The following is a 16,838-nucleotide window of genomic DNA, read 5'->3' as shown; positions in this document are numbered from 1 at the left end:
TCAGCGCGTGCGACTTCCGGTTCTGCCGGCCAGCGAGGCGACGGCCGCGACAAGCTCCTGCGGGTCGGCGGGCTTGGCGAGGTGCATCTGGTAGCCCGCGAGCAAAACGGAGCGGCGATCTTCCATGCGCGCGAACGCCGTCAGCGCGACGGCCGGCAACTGCGCCGCTCCGAGCCCCGAACTGCGGATCTTGCGAATCAACTCGTAGCCGTCGCGCGGCGACATGCCGATGTCGCTGACGAGCACCTGCGGAGCGAACTCGTCGAGCCTGGCGAGCGCGGTGTCGACGTCGGCGCATTCGAGAGCCTCGGCACCGGCTTCGCCGAGCACGCGGCCGACGAGAATGCGCGCATCGTCGTCGTCCTCGACCACGAGCACGCGCAGGCCGCTCAGCGAATGATCGCTCGCGAACGAGCTCTGTACCGACAAGGTCGCTGCCTGCTCGGTATCGGGCACCAGCGAAGTCGCCGGCAGGGCCACCGAGAACGTGGCGCCCTCGCCTTTTCCGCTGCTGTAGGCCGAGACCGAGCCACCGTGCATTTCGACCAGATGCTTGACGATCGACAAGCCAAGCCCGAGCCCCCCGGCCGCGCGTGCGCTGCCGCTCTCGCCCTGGCGGAAGCGATCGAAAATGTGCGGCAGGAATTCGGGTTCGATGCCGCGGCCGCTGTCCGAGATCACGACGCGTACCTGGTGTCCGTCGTTGTGCACCTCGGCGCGGACATTGCCGCCCTTGGGCGTGAACTTGATCGCGTTCGAGAGCAGGTTCCAGAGCACCTGCTGGATGCGGGCACCGTCGGCGAGCACCATCGCCTGCGCCGCCTCGCCCGCGCATTCCACGCGCACGCCCTTGGCTTCTGCGGTGGAGCGCACGCCCTCGACTGCGGTTTCGAGCGCGGAATTCAGATCGAGCAACTCGATGTCGAGCCGCATCTTGCCCGAGGTGATACGCGAGACGTCGAGCAGATCGTTGATGAGCTGGGCTTGCAGGCGCGCATTGCGTTCGATCGCCTGCAGGCCTTGCCGGTGATCGCTGCCCTGCGCCTGGCGGGTCAGGACTTCGGCCCAGCCGAGAATGGCGTTGAGCGGCGTGCGCAGCTCATGGCTCAGCGTGGCCAGGAACTCGTCCTTGAGCCGGTTCGCGCGCTCGGCTTCCGCGCGCGCGGCGCGTTCGCTCTCGAGCAGCTGCTCGCGCTCGGCCTCGGCTTGGCGCGCCCGCAGGAAGGCCTTGACGGTGGCAGCCAGCACGCGCGGCTCGACCGGATGCGTGAGGTAGCCGTCGGCGCCCGCGTTGAGGCCCGTGACCTTGGAGCCTTCATCGACGAAGCTCGCGGACAGATGCACGATCGCCACGCGCGCCGTATCGGGCCGCTCGCGCAAGGCCTGGCAGATCTCGAAGCCGCTGAAATCGGGCAGGTTGATATCGAGCACGACGAGATCCACACGCTCGTCGGCGAGCTTGAGCGCATCGCTACCGGTTCCGGCTTCGCGCAGCTTGAAGCCTTCGGCGCGCAGCACTCGCGAGGTCGAATAGCGGGTGGCCGGATTGTCGTCGACCACGAGAATGGTGAAATCGGCAGGCGTCATTCCGGACTCTCGCTTACGCTGGCCTTGAGGCGCATCGGCAGCCGTACCCAGAAGCAGGAGCCCCGGCCGACTTCGCTGACGACGCCGACTTCGCCGCCGAGCAGTTCGGCGAATTTCTTCGACAGCGCAAGCCCAAGCCCGGCACCGCGAAAGCGCTTCTGGATCGGCGAATCCACCTGCGTGAAATCCTGGAACAAGGCGCTTTGATACTCGGGCGCGATGCCGATGCCGGTATCGCTGACCGAGAATTCCACGCGATCCCCGTCGATCGCCTTCGCACTCACGCGCACTTCGCCTTCGGAGGTGAACTTCAACGCGTTGGCGATGAAGTTGCGCATGATCTGTGAAAGCTTGCGATCGTCGGTGTAGACGCGGTCGAGGCCGACGGGCTCCTCGAAGATCAGCGCCACCGCGGTATCGCCGACCAGCGGCTTGAACATGCCGCGTAGGGTCGAGAACAGGTCGACCATCTCGAACCATGCCGGCGAAATGTTGATCTTGCCGGCTTCGACGCGAGCCAGGTCGAGCAGGTCTCCGACCATGTCGGTGAGTTCCACGGCCGATGTCTGGATGAAACCCACCTGACGCTTCTGCTCGTCGCCCAGGGGGCCGTCGAGTTCGTCGAGCAGGATGCGCGCGATCGATCGGATCGAGCTCAGCGGCGTCTTGAACTCGTGGCTGATGTAGGACAGGAAGCGGCTCTTGAGCTCGGCCGCGTCGCGCAACTGGGCCGCTTTGTCCTCGAGCTCCGAATACAGCGCGACGACGCCGAGATTGGTTTCGGCGAGCTCGGCGTTGAGCAACTCGATCTGCGCCTCGTGTTGCGCGATCAGCGCATGCAGCTCATCGACCGAGGCAGCGGAAGCGCTCATGCGTCGGCCTGTTTCAGAACCACGATCGTGGCGTCGTCGCGCTCACGGGCGAAATCGCGAAACAGTACCGCGGCGATGATGGCCGGATGACGCGCAGCGAGCCCCGGGTAGTCGCCGAGCTTCCAGCGCGCGGAAACCCCATCCGAATGCATCACCAGCAGGCAGTTCGGCTTCCAGGCGTAATCGAAGCCCTGCACGCGTTTCATCTGTGCACCGACCGTTCCATTGTGTGAAACCAGCCCCTGGTTGCGCTCGCCCACCAGCGTGCCGCTGATGTTGCCGACTCCCGCATAGCTCAGCAGGCCGCGCGTGCGATCGAGCAGCGCGCAGGCCATTGCGCCGCCGCGTGTCGAGGACAATTGCTCGTTGGCGCGCTGCAGGCTCGCCACGGGCGGCCACGGCGTCGCGTTGAAAGCCGCCTTGGCCGCCAGCGCGACCTCGTGCGCCAGCAAGCCGTGGCCGAGCCCGTCGACGACCATCAGCGCGATGTTGTCCTCGCTTTCGACGAGCATCCAGCCGTCGCCGCAAACCGGCTCGCCATGAAGGGCGACGTTGACCGCGCCCAGCTCGAACAGCGACGCCGGCACCAAGGTCTTGCGCGCCGATACCGCGAGGCGCGCGACCACGACGGTGCCCTTGCCGAGCTGCGAATAGACATCGAAGAACGCCGACAATCGCCGCACCGCGCCAAGGCCGTTGCCCGAGGTGCCGTGCGTCGAATAACCATCGCTCAGGCACAGCGAGGTATCGCCCATGCCGGGGCCGGAATCGAGTGCGACGAGTTCCACGACCGGCGCGGCCTGATCGAGAACCTGGACGAGGAGTTCGCCGCCATTGGCGTGGCGCACGAGGTTGGTCGCGAGTTCGGAGGCGACGATGGCGACGCGGCCAGCATGGGTTTCGTCGGCCCCCGCTTCGATGGCGATTTGCGTTGCCATGCGGCGAGCGGCGCCGATCGCGCTCGCGTCCGTAATCGCCATGCGCCGCTGCAGAGTCATAGGGTCCAGGATCACTTCCAACGCGTGATCGTGACGGTGGTTCCCTGACCCACTGCTGTCTGCAACTCGAACTCGTTGACGAGGCGTTTGGAACCCGTCAGCCCCTTGCCGAGCCCGTGGCCGGAAGTCCAGCCGTCGGTCATTGCCAAACCGATGTCCGGAATGCCCGGCCCCCGATCTTCGAAGCTCAGGCGCAGGCCTTTGCGGATCCCGTCGTCGAGCAGCTGCCAGCGCATGTCGCCGCCGCCACCGTAGATCAGCGTGTTGCGCGCAATCTCGCTCGCGGCGGTGACCATCTTGGTCTGGTCGACGAGCGAGAAGCCGAGCTGCTGCACGAGTTTGCGCACGAGCTGTCGGCTCAGGACGATGTCCTGCTCCGAGCGTACCGGGACGACGTCAGCCGCGGTGACGGCCATCGACGCCCTCCCAGGAATCCCAATCCATCCTGAGCAGGCGCATGCCGCGCTCGACATTGAGTGCGGTGCGCACGCCGCTGAGGCTCAGGCCGAGCTCGACGAGCGTGATCGCAACCGCCGGCTGCATGCCGACCAGCACCGTGCGCGCATCGAGCAGGCGCGACATCGCCGAGATGTCGGCGATCATGCGGCCGATGAACGAGTCGACGATCTCGAGCGCCGAGATGTCGATCAGCACGCCCTTGGCGTTTTTTTTCTGGATCATCGTGGTGAGGTCTTCCTGCAGCGTCAGCGCGAGCTGATCGTGCATGTCGACCTGGATCGTGACGAGCAGAAACTCGCCCATGCGTAGAATCGGAATGCGCTCCATGGCGAGCGGCTCAGGCCCGCGCCACGTTGAGGCCGACGCGCTTCATCGCGAGCGCGAAGGCATCGGCGAGCGTGGCCTTGGTGGCGACCGCGCCGAGCTCGACGCCCAGGTGCACGATGGTCTGCGCGATCTGCGGGCGTATGCCGCTGATGATGCAATCGGCGCCCATCAGGCGAATGGCGGTGACGGTCTTGAGCAGATGCTGGGCAACCAGCGTGTCGACGGTCGGAACACCGGTGATGTCGATGATCGCGAGCTCGGCTTCGGTTTCGACGATGCGCTGCAGCAGCGTCTCCATCACCACCTGCGTGCGCGCGGAGTCGAGCGTGCCGATCACGGGCAATGCGAGGATGCCGTCCCACAGCTTGACGACCGGCGTGGAGATTTCGAGCAGATCCTGCTGCTGGCGGTTGATGACGTCTTCGCGCGAGCGCTGGTAGGTTCTCGCCGTGTGCAGGCCCAGCGCGTCGAGCAGTTCGGTCACCGCCCAGATGTCTTCGGCGAGCCCGTCGGCATCGCTCTGGTAGGCAGCGCGCAGCGCAGCGAACAGCGGCCGCTTGAGCGAGAAGATGAAGGTGGCGGTTTCGTCGAAGCTGAACCCCTGCACCGCCCGGCTGCGGGAAATCTCTTCGAGAAAATCGCGCAGCGGCGAAGGCTTGGACGGCATGGCCGGCGACAGGTTGCCGCCCTGCGTCGCCATGGCGAGCAGGCGCAAGAATTCGGTGGTTTGCTGATTCAGAGCGGCTTCGCTGATGCGCCCGCCACTGGTCGCAATGTTCTGACGCAGCTCGGCAAGCCATTGCTGATGGATGGAAGCAGAGGCGGTATCGCCGGACAACAGCAAACTCAGCTTCGAAGCGAATGCCATCGATCAGCCCTCGTTGATTGAAATTTGAGATGTTCTGTGACAGCTGTCGGGAGCTGTATCGATCGAGTCTAGCACGCCTCTAACGCCTTGTTCTTGCGCGCGAAATCAGCAAACTCCGAGTCAGCAAACTCCGTTCCCGGGTCGTCGCATGCCGTGGTTGTTTCATGCGGTGGCGGGATCGATCAGCACGTGCTCACTCGGTTCGCGTCCTGGCGAGGCGAGCGCGCCAGCCCGGTAGCTCGACGAGCGGCAACAGGCCGAGCATGTAGGCCATCTGCAAAGCGCCTTCGAGTTCGCAGGGGCGGCAATCGCCACGGATCATGCGGCGCAGCTGCGCCTCGGCCGCCTTGCGCATGCCCGCCGGCGTCTTCGCCTGCAGATCGGCCTGGTGCCGCATGCGGTAGAGCTTCTGCCTGAGTGCCCCGCTCATCGCGCCTTCCGCGCTCTTGGGGCGTCCGCGGCCGCGCCTGGGAGCGGCACTCGAGGGGTTTTGGCTGTCGTCGGCTTTTTTCATCCCACTTGTTGCTCCATATTATCGTCACGAGTGACGATAATAACCGATCAAGTCCTGCGCGCCTTCCAATACCAGGCCAGCGCAAGCCCACCGACCAGGCCGCCCAGGTGCGCGAAATGCGCCACGCCGTTGATGGTCCCGGTTACGCCGGTATAGAGCTCGAACAGGGCGTAGAGCGTGACGAAGACCGGAGCCGGCAACGGCACCGGAAAGAAGATCAGCATGACGCGACGGCTCGGGAACAGCAGCGCGAACGCGCCGAGCACGCCGAACAATCCGCCCGAAGCGCCCACGGTGGGTTGCGCCTCGGCGGCCGCCGAAGTCACCGCCAGCTGCGCGAGGCTCGCGGTGACGACGCTGGCCATGTAGAGATTCACGAAGCGTGCGGAGCCGATCTCGCGCTCCACATCGCGTCCGAACATCCACAGGCCGAACATGTTGGCCGCCAGGTGTCCGACGCTGCCGTGCAGGAACGCGCAGGTGATGATCTGCCAGGGCGCAAAGCCGCTGCCGAGCGGCCACAAGGCGTAGCCCGGAAGCAGGGATTGGGGATCTTGCAGCTGCAGGCCGAAGACCACGATGTTGATGCCCAGCAGCAAATAAGTCACTGGCGTCATGCTTGCCCTCTTCGTGTGTACGGTTCGCGAACCTTGCTCATGCCTTGCTCAGCTGCGATCCCGACACTGGATGCGGCCGGCACATCGCCCGGCGTACTGGAAATGGAGCGGACGATGGCCAAGGTTCTGGTCTTGTACTACAGCATGTACGGTCATATCGAAACCATGGCCAAAGCGGTCGCCAAGGGCGCGGCCGAGGTGCCCGGCACCGAGGTCGATATCAAGCGGGTGCCCGAGCTCGTCCCGGCCGACGTGCTCGCCAAATCCGGCGCGAAAACCAGTCAGGATGCGCCGATCGCGCGCGTCGATGAGCTGCCGAACTACGATGCCATCCTGTTCGGCACGCCGACGCGTTTCGGCAACATGACCGCGCAGATGCGCAACTTTCTCGACCAGGCCGGCGGACTCTGGGCCAAGGGCGCGCTGATCGGCAAGGTCGGCAGCGTATTCACCTCGACCGCCACCCAGCATGGCGGCCAGGAGAGCACGCTGCTGACGTTCCATCCGACCTTGCTGCATCTGGGCATGATCATCGTGGGCTTGCCGTACAGCGAGCAGCGACAGATGGGCGTCGACGAGATCAAGGGAGGATCGCCCTATGGTGCGAGCACGATCGCGGACGGTGACGGTTCACGGCAGCCCAGCCAGGCCGAGCTCGGCATGGCCGCGTTCCAGGGACGTCACGTGGCGCAGATCGCGGCCAAGCTCGCCGCGTAGCTGCCTCAAGTGGTCGCCGGCTGCAGCGGATGCAGCTCCCGACCCTGTTCGCGCCAGGCATCGAGCCCACCGAGCAGGGGTCGCACATTGTCGAAGCCGAGCTTTCTGAGCTGCTTGGCGATCAGCGCCGCGCTGATCTCATTGGGACAGGCGCAGTAGACGACGACGCAGCGCTTGCGCTCGATGCCGGCCATCGCCTGCTCGAGCGCAGCAAGGTCGAGCAGCATCGAGCCCGGAATCAGGAACGGATCGTGTTGGCGGCTTTCCGCGGAGCGCACGTCGATGATCACGGGCGCCGTCTCCGCTTCCATGAGCTCGTGAAGTTCGCTCACCGAAACCCGGCTCATTTCGAGCCCGCGCAGCAGCTTGCGTCGGCGGCTCCAGCGCCAGGCCGCGAATCCGAACACGATCAGCAGGGCCGCGCTGCCGATGCCAAGCCCGAACTGCTGCAGCACGAGCAGCAAGGCATCCACCTGGTTGGCGAACGCATGGCCCAGCAACAGGCCGCACGCGATCCACAAGGCCACTCCGATCGCATCGTGCACGACGAAGCGCGGGAACGGAGTGCGCGCGGTTCCGGACATCGGGACCGAGACCACCGATAGCCCCGGCACGAAGCGGGCGATCAGCAGTATCCGAACGCCCCTACGCGAAAAGAAGCTTTCGGTGCGGCGCACGCAGGTGTCGCGCGACAGCGAAACCCGGCACAGCAATCTCAGCACCTGGAAGCCATACCGCCGACCGGCGAAAAACCAGGCGGTGTCCCCTGCCAGCCCGCCTGCGAATGCGCTGGCGAAGCTCGCGGCCACGATGGTCACGGGCTGCGGACTGCCAGCGGCGACACTGCCCGCGTAAATCAATGCGGGCATCGTCGGAACCGGCAAGCCCAGCGACGCCGCCAGCACGCACAGCCCGGCCAGCACGGGGGCGAGCACGCTGGGATCTAGGGCACTGAGCATGGCGGCGATCTGCGGGAAACTAGCGCTGATTCTGAGGCCGAAACGCAGGCTTGCAAGCGTCGGATACGGCATTCGCCGAAGCCGACGAAAGCACGGGTGATCCTGGCGCTGAGAATGCATCGCATTTACACTGGCACTTCAATTGTGCAACACGTTCGTGGCCCTTATGGCTGGCACCCCTTCAACCACCGTATCGCCTCTCCTGTCGCGAAAACGCGCCTGGGCGCGCGGCGTGCTCGCCGGCCCGCTGGCGTTTCTGACTGCCGGCGCGATCATGGCCGGCGGCACCGCCTGGTTGCCCAAGGGCGCCGCACAGATCGACAACATCGCGCTGCCGATCGGCTTCTTCCCGCTGATCTGGGCCGCCGTCTTCTTCTACACGAGCCTCGACCGCAAGCTCGGCCGGGCTTATCTGGTGACCTTTGCCTTGCTGCTGGTCAACGCCGGGCTTGCGGCGCTCGTCTACTTGCGTGCGGGAGCCGCCTCATGATTCGCCTGTCCCAGGACAACGCCAAGTCGCTGCTCGCCATCCACGGCTGGAGCGGCGCCCTGCTCGGCCTGCTGCTCTACGCGGTGATCCTGACCGGGGTGATCGCGGTGTTCGCCGACGAGATCGGCGGCTGGTCGAGCCCGCTGCAGCACGAGCCCGCGACCGCGCTGCCCAAAGGCCTCGGCGCCAAGCTGGCCGAGCTGTCGACGCAGGTCGACGAGCAGTATCACGACGACCTGTTCTTCTTCCCGCAGGCCGGCGGACGCATCCGCACCTTTTTCCACAAGGACATCGTCGTCGACGGCCAGCCGAGCGCCGAAGGCGTGGAATTCGACCTCGACCCGAACACGCTCGCCGTGCTCGACCGTCGCGAGGGCATCAGCGAAACGATCCAGCAGCGCAACACCGCGGGCGCACTGTCGGCCTTCCTGGTCGACCTGCACGTGCGCCTGCACGTGCCCAATCCCTGGGGCCTGCTGCTGACCGGCGCGCTCGGCCTGGCGATGATGGTCGCCGCGGTCAGCGGGCTGATCGTGCACCGGCATCTGCTGCGCGAGCTGTTCACGATCCGTTGCCGCCGCCAGGATCTGCTCGCCAAGCGCGATGCGCACGTGATCGCGGGAACCTGGAACCTGCCGTTCGCCTTCATCCTCGCGTTCACCGGCAGCTTCTTTAGCTTCGCGAGCACGGTCGGCATCCCGGTGGTGGCGATGGTGGCGTTCGGCGGCGACCAGGAGCGGCTCATCGAAACCCTCGTCGGAGTTTCTCCGGCCGAAGACAAGACGCCCAAGCCGCTCGCCGATCTCGACGCGATGCTCGCCGATGCGCACGCGCGCGTCGGTGTCGAGCCGAGCTTCGTGAGCATCGCCCACTACGGCCGCGCCGATGCGCGCGTGAACGTGTTCACGCCGCCGTCCGAAGGTCATGTCTCGTCGAATAACCTCGTCTACGACGGCGCCACCGGCGCCTTCATGCACCAGAAGCCGGGCCTGGGTCTGGTGCCCTCGGCCGGCGGCGTGCTGTTCGACCTCATGGGCCCGCTGCATTTCGGCAATTTCGCCGGTGTGCTGTCCAAGGCGATCTGGTTCGCGCTCGGCTTCGCCGCCTGTTACGTCACCCTGACCGGCATGCTGTTGTGGGCCACGCGCCGGGCTGAATCGCAGGCCTGGCAACGGTTGGCCCGCGCGACGATCTGGGTCGGTTACGGCCTGCCGCTGTCGCTCGCCGCCTCGCCGATCGGCTTTTTCATCGGCCGCTCGCTCGGGATCGTCGAGTTGCACGATTCGATGGCGATCGCGTTCCTGAGCGCCGCCGCACTGGCCGGAGCGCTCGCATTGAGCCTGCGCGATCTCGAAAGCCTGCGCCGCGTGCTGCTCGCGGCGACCGGCGCCGTGTTGCTGTCGTTGCCGCTGCTGCGGCTCGCGACTGGCGGCCCAGGCTGGGCTTCGGCATTCGCCAGCGGACTGCAGGCCGTGTTCTCGCTCGATCTGGCGATGCTCGTCGGCGGCGCGCTGTGCGTCTTTGCCGCGCGCAGGCCCAATGCCCGACTCGCCGCAGCGGCCCGCAGCGGCATCGAAGACAACCAAAGCCAGCCCGCATGAACCCGACGTTGATCTGGGCGCTGGGCACCATCGCCGTCAGCGCCGTGCTGCTGACACCGCTCGCCCTGCGCGACCCGAAACGCCTGCGCAGCCTTCGTGCGACCCGGCGCGTCGCGATGGCTTCGGCCATGCGCACCGCGCTCGGCTGCGGCAGCTTGTTGCCGGGACTCGTCACCATCGCAGCGGAACAATGGCCGGCTTTCCTGATCTGGCTCGGCGCCGTCAGCGCGATCGGCTGGAGCCTCGCCCAGGGCTTCGCGATCAACTCGATGCGCGGGCGCTGAAGAGCTGACGCAGCGCATAAACGAAGAGGGCGCCTTGTGCGGCGCCCTCTTCGTTTTCAGAGCTAAACCGAATCAGCGATCGCGATACTGCGATTCGGCGCGCTCGTCCTGACCTTTGATGTCGACGCAGACCGTGGCAGTCGGGCGAGCGAGCAGACGTGCGATGCCGATGGGCTCGCCGGTCTTCTCGCAATAGCCGTATTCCTTGTCGCGAATGCGCTTGAGCGCGTCTTCGATCTTGCGCAGCAGCAGCGATTCGCGTTCACGCAGGCGCAGATCGAGCCAGTGCTCCTCTTCGGCGCTCGCGCGGTCGGCCGGATCGGCGAACACCTCGCGCTGGTGAAGGCGCTCCTTGACCTCGAGTTCGCGTGCAAGCACTTCGCTACGCATCTGCAGCAAGCGCTCACGGAAGAATACGAGCTGTTCGTCGCTCATGTACTCCGAACTCGGGGCATTGCGAATCTGGTCTTCGGTCAGCAGACCGGCGATCACAGGCGCCTTGGAAGACTTGGAAGCTTTGGCGGCGGACTTCGTTGGGGTGGCCACGGTGGCAACGGCTTCCTTGGAGGCGGACGTCATTTGGGCGATTCTTCCTGGTGCGGCCGCAGGTGCTGCGGCTGACTTGGCGGATGTGGATGCAACTTTCGTGGCAGCTGGCCGCGCTGGAGCCAATTTCTTCGCCGGTTCTCTGGTTGAAGGACGCGGGACGGGTTGGGTATCGACTTTTGCGGAGCCGGCGGCTTTGGAAGTTGCAGACTTCTTGGGAACGGGCTTGGTAGCGGACTTCTGGGCAGGCTTGGCGGCGGCGGATTTTGTGGGTGCGGACTTTGCCGTTCGCTGAACCCCTTTCTTGGCGGGCGCTCCCTTGGCCGTAACGGCGGCTTTCTTCACAGCCTTGGCGGGCGGTGCTTGCTTCGCGGCGGCCTTTTTTACGCTCTTTTCTTTAGAGCCGGATGACTTCGTACCTTTGCTGGACGCCATAGAGCCTCTCCATGAGCCATTACAGCGAAAGAGCCAGCTTGTTTGGGCATTCGCCCCACGCCGCACTCGATTCCCATCGAGCGACGTGATCCGTTTCAAGCTATGCAATACAGCATTGTGGCACAAAAGACCGGTCAGACAAGTGCAGCCGGAGTGCCCGTACCATGCCCGTCAATCCCGAACTTTTCAAAGCCTTCGCCGCATTTCGTCGCCTAAGGACCGAGGGCTTGGCGCAACTGGCCAAGCATGCCGAACGCAGCCGCCACGAGGCCGGCAGCTGGTTGTTTCGCTGCGGTGAGCGATCGACTCAGGCCTTGCTTCTGCTCCACGGCATCGTCCAGATCGAAGATCAGCTCGGTCGTCCGATCGCCGAACTCCGCGGCTCGACCGCGTCGGCGAGCGATGCCTTTGGCACCGACTCGCCCCAGCTCACGAGCGCTCGCTGCATCAGCGACGTGCTCTGCCTGCGCATCGATGCGAGCCTGCTCGAAATCACGCTGAGCTGGGATCAATCCAGTGGAGTCGAGGTGGCTGAAATCGGTGGCTTCGGCGACCAGGACTGGATTTTCCGCCTGCTGCAAACCCGCACGATGCAGGAGCTGCCGTCTGCCCACCTGCAGGCCCTGTTCATGGCGATGCACCCTTTGGACGTTCGCGCCGACACCCGCATCATCGAGCAAGGTGCCAGCGGCGATTACTTCTACGTGATCGACGAAGGCGAATGCCGGGCCCTGTACGAGCGTGGCCCCGATAGCGAGCCCGAGTTGCTCGCCCGCTTCGTCGGGGGCGACTGCTTCGGCGAAGAAGCCCTGATATCGGGCGCTCCGCGAAGTGCGACGGTCGTCGCCTCGCGAGCGAGCCGCTTGCGGCGCATCGATCGGGCCAATTTTCTGAAGTTGCTCAACGAGCCGCTGACGCGGAGCATCAGCCTCGATCGTGCGCTGGCGCGCATCTCCAAACGGCAAGCGTTGTGGCTGGATCTGCGCGCGGATGAGACCGCGCCGCTGGAGCACAGCATTCGCGTCCCGGCGCATCTGCTGCGTAGCCGCAGTGAGCAGCTCGACCCGGATCGTGAATACATCTGCGTCTGCGAAAATGGCTTCAGAAGCCGGGTCGCGACGTTCCTGCTGCAGCAGCGTGGAATCGGTGCGTTCGCGCTCGAAGGCGGCTTCGATGCCGCCATCGGCGCGAAGTGAGCGCCGATCACATCGTGTGCGTCGGCCGGTCTGCACTCAGCGCACCGGCCAGGATCGACTCGATCTTCTTCTGCGTCGCCCCGCCATCCTGCGCGCTGAACTGCACGCCGATACCTTGCGCGCGCTTGCCTTGCGCGGCGCGTGGCGTCACCCAGACCACCTTGCCGGCCACCGGCAGGCGCTCGGCGTTGTCCATCAGCGTGAGCAGGATGAACACCTCGTCGCCGAGGCGGTATTCCTTGCTGGTCGGAATGAACAGGCCGCCGTTCTTGATGAACGGCATGTAGGACACGTACAGCGCGCTCTTGTCCTTGAGGTTCAAGGTCAGGATGCCGGGCTGCACGCCGGTGGGTCGCTGGGGAGTCATGGGCCCGAACTATCCGCAAACCGCCGGATTGCCGCAAGACTGGCTCAGGCGCTCGCGGCCGGACGCGTCATCGACCAGCGCCACCAGGCGATCATGAGCGATTCGAGCACCTGCTGCGGCGCCGCGTTGGAACGCAGGCGGCGCTGGCTTTCGAGCGCCTCGTCGATGAGCTGCTGGAGCCCGTTGATGCTGATGCGCGCCGCGATGGCGCCGATCTCTCCGCTCGCATTGCCGGCGACGCGCAGCCGCAGCACTTCGCCCAGGAAAACCAACAGCGCCGACAGCCAGGCCGAGGCGAGTTCGCGATCCTTGCCGACGCTCGCCGCGACCGCGAGCGGCGCTTTCTTCTGCGACCAGACGTCGAGCCAGTCGCGACGCCATTGCGTCTGCTGCTGCAGCAGGCCGTCGCGATGAAACGCGAGCGCCTTGAGCGGCGCGCCCGATGCGAGCCGCAAGGCTTCGGCCGGCAGCTTGGGTTCCTCGTAGCGCAGCCAAGCCAATGCATCTTCCTCGGAAGGCACGGTGAAACGCAGGCGCTGGCAACGGCTACGCAAGGTCGCGGCAAGCGCCATCGGGCGCTCGGAGACGAGGATCAGGTGCGTCGCCGGCGGCGGCTCTTCGATGGTCTTGAGCAACGCATTGACGCCCGCGACGTTCATCGCATCGGCCGGATCGATCACCGCGACTTTCGCGCCGCCGTAATGGCTGCTCAGCGCGAGCTTGGCGCTCAGATCGCGCAGCTGATCGATGCTGATGTCGCGCTTGTCCTTGCCGGTTTTCTCGTCGTGATCGACGTGGATCCAGTGCAGGTTCGGGTGCGTGCCCGAAGCGAGCTGCAGACAGCTGCGGCATTGGCCGCAGGCGTAACCGTCCGGGCCCGCGGCTTCGCAGATCAAGCCGTGCGCGAGCGCACGCGCGAAGTGCCGCTTGCCGACCCCTTCGGGGCCGGCGAACAGCAGCGCATGCGTGAGCCGCCCGTTGTTGCGCGCTTCGTTCAAGCCGGTCCAGAGTTCGCGCTGCCAAGGCAGGGCTTCGACGCGGCTCATAGGCGCTGCTCCAGAATTTTTTGGATGCGCTCGCCGACCGCATCGGAAGGCAGGCTCGCATCGATCACCACGCAGCGCTGCGGCTCGCTGGCCGCGCGATCGAGATAGGCCTGGCGCACGCGCTGCATGAAAGCCAGTGTTTCGGCTTCGAAGCGATTGGTATCGCCGCGGCCTTGCGCACGCGCGAGCCCGACGCTGGGGTCGATGTCGAAAACCAAGGTCAGATCGGGACGCAGATCGCCGAGCACCATTTGTTCGATCGCCGCGAGCTTGTGCGCCTCGACGCCGCGGCCCGCGCCCTGATAAGCCCAGCTCGCATCGACGAATCGATCGCAGACCACGTCGCAGCCGCGTTGCAGCGCCGGCAGCACCGTCGCCTGCAGATGCGCGGAGCGCGCCGCGAAGATCAGCAGCAGTTCCGTGATCGGAGCAACGCCTTCGTTCCAGTCCGCGAGCACGAGCCGGCGAATCGCCTCGGCCAGCGGAGAGCCGCCAGGCTCGCGCGTCGTCACCACCTCGCGGCCCTGCGCCCGCAGCCAGGCGGCGATGAAACGCGCCTGCGTGGTCTTGCCGGCGCCCTCGCCGCCTTCGAGCGTGATGAGCCGGCCGCGCGCGTACGACATCAGCGCTGGCCTCCGCGCAATTGGTAGCGACGCACTGCGGCCTCGTGCTCGTCGAGCGTCTCGGAAAACTGATGCGAGCCGTCGCCGCGCGAAACGAAGTACAGCGTCTTGCCGTCGGCCGGATGCAGCGCCGCCTTGATCGCCGCGCGTCCGGGCAGGCAGATCGGGGTCGGTGGCAGGCCGGTGTTGAGGTAGGTGTTGTACGGATTCGGCGCGAGCAGATCGCGCCTGCGCAGGTTGCCGTCGAAGATGGCGCCGAGTCCGTAGATCACGGTCGGATCGGTCTGCAGGCGCATGCCCAGGCGCAGACGGCGCACGAACACGCCGGCAATCTCGGGACGCTCGGCCGGCAGGCCGGTTTCCTTCTCGACGATCGAGGCCATCGTCAACGCATCTTCCACCGAGCGATACGGCAGATCGGCGGCGCGGGCTTCCCATTCGGCCGCGAGCGTCTTGTCCATCGCGTCGAACGCGCGCTTGAGCAGGGCAACGTCGGTGGTATCACGCGGGAACAGATAGGTGTCGGGGAAGAAGCGGCCTTCCGGATGCTGCCCGGCGCGACCGACGGCGGACATGATCTCGGCCGCATCGGTCGTCTTGAGCGTCTTGCGAATCTGCGGGTGCGCGATGATTTGCGAGAGCGCCACTTCGAAGCGCGTGCCTTCGACGACGCGCAGTTCGTAGACGACGACCTTGCCCGATACCCACAGATCGAGCGCCTGATACGCGCTCATGCCGGGTTCCATGCGGTATTCGCCGGCCTTGATGCGTGCGGCCTTGCCCGAGCGGCGTGCGTAGATTTCGAGATAGAGCCCCTGGCGCAGGCTCGCGAGACGGTCCTGATCTCGCAGCGTGAGCACGGTGTCGCGCAGGCGCGCGCCCGGAGCGAGCTGCAGGTTTTCGGGCTGCTCGTAGCGCAGCGGCGTGGACAGCTGGGCGTGTGCGTCGTACAGCAAGCCGGCCGCAGCGACGAGCGCGAGCAGGATCAGCAGCACCAGAATGCGAAAGAACTTCTTCACGCATCGGCTCCGAGCGCGCGCAGCAGGCCACGGGCCTTGGCGCGCGTTTCAGCGAGTTCGGCCTGCGCGTTCGAATCGGCGACGATGCCGGCGCCGGCCCTGAAGCTGACCCAGCCGTCTTCGACGACGAAGCTCCGGATCAGGATGTTGGTGTCGAGTTTTCCGCAGCGCGAGAGGTAGCCCATGGCGCCAGTGTAGGGGCCGCGGCCGATGCCTTCGAGTTCCGCGATGATTTCCATCGAGCGCACCTTCGGGCAGCCGGTGATGGTTCCGCCCGGGAACACCGCTTCGAGCGCGGCGCCGGGGCCGATCCCTTTGCGCAGGCGACCCCGCACATTGGAGACGATGTGATGCACGTGCGCGTAGCTCTCGATGGTCATGAGCTCGCTGACGCCGACGCTGCCGGGTTCGCAGACCCGGCCCAGGTCGTTGCGCTCGAGATCGATCAGCATCACGTGCTCCGCGCGCTCCTTGAGGTTGCCGACCAGGTGTTCGCGCAGGCGCTGGTCTTCGGCCGCATCGCCGCCCCGAGGCCGCGTCCCGGCGATCGGCCGCGTATCGGCCATGCCGTCGTCGATGCGCAGCAAGCGCTCGGGCGATGAGCTGAGCACCGCACTGCCCTGCCACTGCGCGATGCCCGCGAACGGCGATGGATTGCTGTTGCGCAGCCGCGTGTAGAGCGAGGCCGCGTCGCCCCGCAGCATCGGCGCTTTCCAGCTGCGCGACAGATTGGCCTGGAAGATGTCGCCTGCGCGCAGGTATTCGAGAATGCGCTCGACGCCATCGAGATAGCGCTGCGGGTCGTCTTCACGAGCCGGGCCGATGAGCGTGTCGGTCTCGGGCTCCGCGCGCAGACGACAGGCATCGAGATCGCGCCGCATCGTCTCGAGCTGCTGCGCATCGCCTTCCGCGATCAGCGTGAGCTGCTTGAGTTCGCGGTCGTAGATCGCCGCCGCGGTGCAGCGGACGGCAAGCGTATCGGGCAGGCGAAACGGCGATTCCGGCAGCCGCAAACTCGGCTCGACCTGCCCTGCCGCCTCGTAGCCGAGCAGCAGGAACCAGCCGCCGACGAAGGGCAGATCGGGATACGGGCTTTCGATTTCGGCAGCGCGAAACCCAGCATCGAGCCGAGCGAAAAAATCCGCTCCCGTCAGCGCTTCGCCGGGAAAACCGAACAGCAGGTCGTAGCGACCCGACACCGGATGCCCGGCGACGGATTGCAGTAGAAACGGGTAGCGCTGCGGATCAAAACGGTGGAGGTCGAAGAGATCGACCTCGCCCGCGAGATCGGCGCGCACGCTCATGCGGTGCGC

20 protein-coding genes are annotated in these 16,838 nt (G+C 66.0%); 5 read left to right on the top strand and 15 right to left on the bottom strand.

Features of this window, described 5'->3' with window-relative positions; all coding sequences use genetic code 11:
- From WQQ_RS19760 to WQQ_RS19725, 8 genes are all read right to left on the bottom strand, one after another.
- Entirely contained in the window at window positions 1-1,587 is a 1,587-nt protein-coding gene (locus WQQ_RS19760; RefSeq protein ID WP_007187031.1) for an ATP-binding response regulator, read from the bottom strand.
- Entirely contained in the window at window positions 1,584-2,459 is an 876-nt protein-coding gene (locus WQQ_RS19755) for a sensor histidine kinase (RefSeq protein ID WP_007187030.1), read from the bottom strand. Before WQQ_RS19755 ends, WQQ_RS19760 begins: the two co-directional genes overlap by 4 nt.
- Window positions 2,456-3,439, bottom strand: a complete 984-nt coding sequence (locus tag WQQ_RS19750; RefSeq protein WP_192813005.1) for an ATP-binding SpoIIE family protein phosphatase — start codon at window positions 3,437-3,439, stop codon at window positions 2,456-2,458. The genes WQQ_RS19755 and WQQ_RS19750 overlap by 4 nt, the downstream gene beginning before the upstream one ends.
- A 29-nt stretch (window positions 3,440-3,468) precedes the next feature.
- Window positions 3,469-3,873, bottom strand: a complete 405-nt coding sequence (locus WQQ_RS19745; protein WP_040455166.1) for an anti-sigma regulatory factor — start codon at window positions 3,871-3,873, stop codon at window positions 3,469-3,471.
- Window positions 3,854-4,243, bottom strand: coding sequence for an STAS domain-containing protein (locus tag WQQ_RS19740; protein WP_007187027.1), 390 nt, complete (start codon window positions 4,241-4,243; stop codon window positions 3,854-3,856). Before WQQ_RS19740 ends, WQQ_RS19745 begins: the two co-directional genes overlap by 20 nt.
- Before the next feature lie 10 nt (window positions 4,244-4,253).
- Window positions 4,254-5,111 carry an STAS domain-containing protein gene (locus tag WQQ_RS19735; protein ID WP_007187026.1) on the bottom strand — a complete coding sequence of 286 codons (858 nt, stop codon included), beginning with the start codon at window positions 5,109-5,111 and terminating at the stop codon, window positions 4,254-4,256.
- A gap of 193 nt (window positions 5,112-5,304) precedes the next feature.
- Complete coding sequence (locus WQQ_RS19730) at window positions 5,305-5,541, bottom strand: hypothetical protein (RefSeq protein WP_157534805.1); 237 nt, start codon at window positions 5,539-5,541, stop codon at window positions 5,305-5,307.
- 131 nt (window positions 5,542-5,672) lie between these two features.
- Complete coding sequence (locus WQQ_RS19725; RefSeq protein WP_007187024.1) at window positions 5,673-6,242, bottom strand: rhomboid family intramembrane serine protease; 570 nt, start codon at window positions 6,240-6,242, stop codon at window positions 5,673-5,675.
- 114 nt (window positions 6,243-6,356) lie between these two features.
- On the opposite strand from WQQ_RS19725, the gene wrbA reads away from it, so the two are divergent.
- The gene (wrbA, locus tag WQQ_RS19720) at window positions 6,357-6,959 is read left to right on the top strand and encodes an NAD(P)H:quinone oxidoreductase (RefSeq protein ID WP_007187023.1); all 603 of its coding nucleotides are present in this window, start codon (window positions 6,357-6,359) and stop codon (window positions 6,957-6,959) included.
- A gap of 5 nt (window positions 6,960-6,964) precedes the next feature.
- On the opposite strand, the gene WQQ_RS19715 is transcribed toward wrbA, so the two are convergent.
- A complete protein-coding gene (locus WQQ_RS19715) occupies window positions 6,965-7,918 on the bottom strand; it encodes a DedA family protein/thiosulfate sulfurtransferase GlpE (protein WP_040455368.1) in 954 nt (317 codons plus the stop codon).
- A 142-nt stretch (window positions 7,919-8,060) separates the two neighbouring features.
- Here WQQ_RS19715 and WQQ_RS19710 point away from each other — a divergent pair, with 142 nt between their 5' ends.
- The 3 genes from WQQ_RS19710 to WQQ_RS19700 are packed head-to-tail and all read left to right on the top strand — an operon-like array spanning window position 8,061 to window position 10,293.
- Entirely contained in the window at window positions 8,061-8,408 is a 348-nt protein-coding gene (locus WQQ_RS19710; protein WP_202800716.1) for a hypothetical protein, read from the top strand.
- Entirely contained in the window at window positions 8,405-10,009 is a 1,605-nt protein-coding gene (locus WQQ_RS19705) for a PepSY-associated TM helix domain-containing protein (RefSeq protein WP_007187020.1), read from the top strand. The genes WQQ_RS19710 and WQQ_RS19705 overlap by 4 nt, the downstream gene beginning before the upstream one ends.
- Window positions 10,006-10,293: a hypothetical protein gene (locus tag WQQ_RS19700; RefSeq protein WP_040455164.1), complete on the top strand. Its 288-nt coding sequence runs from the start codon at window positions 10,006-10,008 to the stop codon at window positions 10,291-10,293. The genes WQQ_RS19705 and WQQ_RS19700 overlap by 4 nt, the downstream gene beginning before the upstream one ends.
- Window positions 10,294-10,365: 72 nt before the next feature.
- Here the strand turns inward: WQQ_RS19700 and dksA are convergent, their stop codons facing one another.
- Window positions 10,366-11,274 (bottom strand): RNA polymerase-binding protein DksA, encoded by a 909-nt coding sequence (gene dksA, locus WQQ_RS25015; protein WP_237715097.1) that lies wholly within the window; start codon window positions 11,272-11,274, stop codon window positions 10,366-10,368.
- A gap of 227 nt (window positions 11,275-11,501) precedes the next feature.
- Between dksA and WQQ_RS19685 the strand changes: the two genes are divergently transcribed.
- Window positions 11,502-12,470 (top strand): cyclic nucleotide-binding domain-containing protein, encoded by a 969-nt coding sequence (locus tag WQQ_RS19685; protein ID WP_040455161.1) that lies wholly within the window; start codon window positions 11,502-11,504, stop codon window positions 12,468-12,470.
- A gap of 7 nt (window positions 12,471-12,477) precedes the next feature.
- On the opposite strand, the gene WQQ_RS19680 is transcribed toward WQQ_RS19685, so the two are convergent.
- From WQQ_RS19680 to WQQ_RS19660, 5 genes are read right to left on the bottom strand one after another with little or no spacing between them, the layout of a single operon-like run.
- A complete protein-coding gene (locus WQQ_RS19680) occupies window positions 12,478-12,837 on the bottom strand; it encodes a PilZ domain-containing protein (RefSeq protein WP_040455159.1) in 360 nt (119 codons plus the stop codon).
- A gap of 44 nt (window positions 12,838-12,881) precedes the next feature.
- Window positions 12,882-13,883, bottom strand: a complete 1,002-nt coding sequence (gene holB, locus WQQ_RS19675; RefSeq protein ID WP_007187015.1) for a DNA polymerase III subunit delta' — start codon at window positions 13,881-13,883, stop codon at window positions 12,882-12,884.
- Entirely contained in the window at window positions 13,880-14,506 is a 627-nt protein-coding gene (gene tmk, locus WQQ_RS19670; RefSeq protein ID WP_007187014.1) for a dTMP kinase, read from the bottom strand. Before tmk ends, holB begins: the two co-directional genes overlap by 4 nt.
- Complete coding sequence (mltG, locus tag WQQ_RS19665) at window positions 14,506-15,525, bottom strand: endolytic transglycosylase MltG (RefSeq protein WP_007187013.1); 1,020 nt, start codon at window positions 15,523-15,525, stop codon at window positions 14,506-14,508. The genes tmk and mltG overlap by 1 nt, the downstream gene beginning before the upstream one ends.
- The gene (locus tag WQQ_RS19660) at window positions 15,522-16,829 is read right to left on the bottom strand and encodes an aminodeoxychorismate synthase component I (protein ID WP_007187012.1); all 1,308 of its coding nucleotides are present in this window, start codon (window positions 16,827-16,829) and stop codon (window positions 15,522-15,524) included. The genes mltG and WQQ_RS19660 overlap by 4 nt, the downstream gene beginning before the upstream one ends.
- Window positions 16,830-16,838: the final 9 nt, after the last annotated feature.

Source organism: Hydrocarboniphaga effusa AP103 (assembly GCF_000271305.1).
In the GTDB taxonomy this organism is placed as follows: domain Bacteria; phylum Pseudomonadota; class Gammaproteobacteria; order Nevskiales; family Nevskiaceae; genus Hydrocarboniphaga; species Hydrocarboniphaga effusa.
This window is presented reverse-complemented; position numbering and strand designations above follow the sequence as displayed.

Coding starts and splice junctions, on each gene's coding strand:
- WQQ_RS19760 (WP_007187031.1), bottom strand. CDS start 1,587: ATGACGCCTGCCGATTTCACCATTCTCGTGGTCGACGACAATCCGGCC.
- WQQ_RS19755 (WP_007187030.1), bottom strand. CDS start 2,459: ATGAGCGCTTCCGCTGCCTCGGTCGATGAGCTGCATGCGCTGATCGCG.
- WQQ_RS19750 (WP_192813005.1), bottom strand. CDS start 3,439: ATGGCGATTACGGACGCGAGCGCGATCGGCGCCGCTCGCCGCATGGCA.
- WQQ_RS19745 (WP_040455166.1), bottom strand. CDS start 3,873: ATGGCCGTCACCGCGGCTGACGTCGTCCCGGTACGCTCGGAGCAGGAC.
- WQQ_RS19740 (WP_007187027.1), bottom strand. CDS start 4,243: ATGGAGCGCATTCCGATTCTACGCATGGGCGAGTTTCTGCTCGTCACG.
- WQQ_RS19735 (WP_007187026.1), bottom strand. CDS start 5,111: ATGGCATTCGCTTCGAAGCTGAGTTTGCTGTTGTCCGGCGATACCGCC.
- WQQ_RS19730 (WP_157534805.1), bottom strand. CDS start 5,541: ATGAGCGGGGCACTCAGGCAGAAGCTCTACCGCATGCGGCACCAGGCC.
- WQQ_RS19725 (WP_007187024.1), bottom strand. CDS start 6,242: ATGACGCCAGTGACTTATTTGCTGCTGGGCATCAACATCGTGGTCTTC.
- wrbA (WP_007187023.1), top strand. CDS start 6,357: ATGGCCAAGGTTCTGGTCTTGTACTACAGCATGTACGGTCATATCGAA.
- WQQ_RS19715 (WP_040455368.1), bottom strand. CDS start 7,918: ATGCTCAGTGCCCTAGATCCCAGCGTGCTCGCCCCCGTGCTGGCCGGG.
- WQQ_RS19705 (WP_007187020.1), top strand. CDS start 8,405: ATGATTCGCCTGTCCCAGGACAACGCCAAGTCGCTGCTCGCCATCCAC.
- WQQ_RS19700 (WP_040455164.1), top strand. CDS start 10,006: ATGAACCCGACGTTGATCTGGGCGCTGGGCACCATCGCCGTCAGCGCC.
- dksA (WP_237715097.1), bottom strand. CDS start 11,274: ATGGCGTCCAGCAAAGGTACGAAGTCATCCGGCTCTAAAGAAAAGAGC.
- WQQ_RS19680 (WP_040455159.1), bottom strand. CDS start 12,837: ATGACTCCCCAGCGACCCACCGGCGTGCAGCCCGGCATCCTGACCTTG.
- holB (WP_007187015.1), bottom strand. CDS start 13,883: ATGAGCCGCGTCGAAGCCCTGCCTTGGCAGCGCGAACTCTGGACCGGC.
- tmk (WP_007187014.1), bottom strand. CDS start 14,506: ATGTCGTACGCGCGCGGCCGGCTCATCACGCTCGAAGGCGGCGAGGGC.
- WQQ_RS19660 (WP_007187012.1), bottom strand. CDS start 16,829: ATGAGCGTGCGCGCCGATCTCGCGGGCGAGGTCGATCTCTTCGACCTC.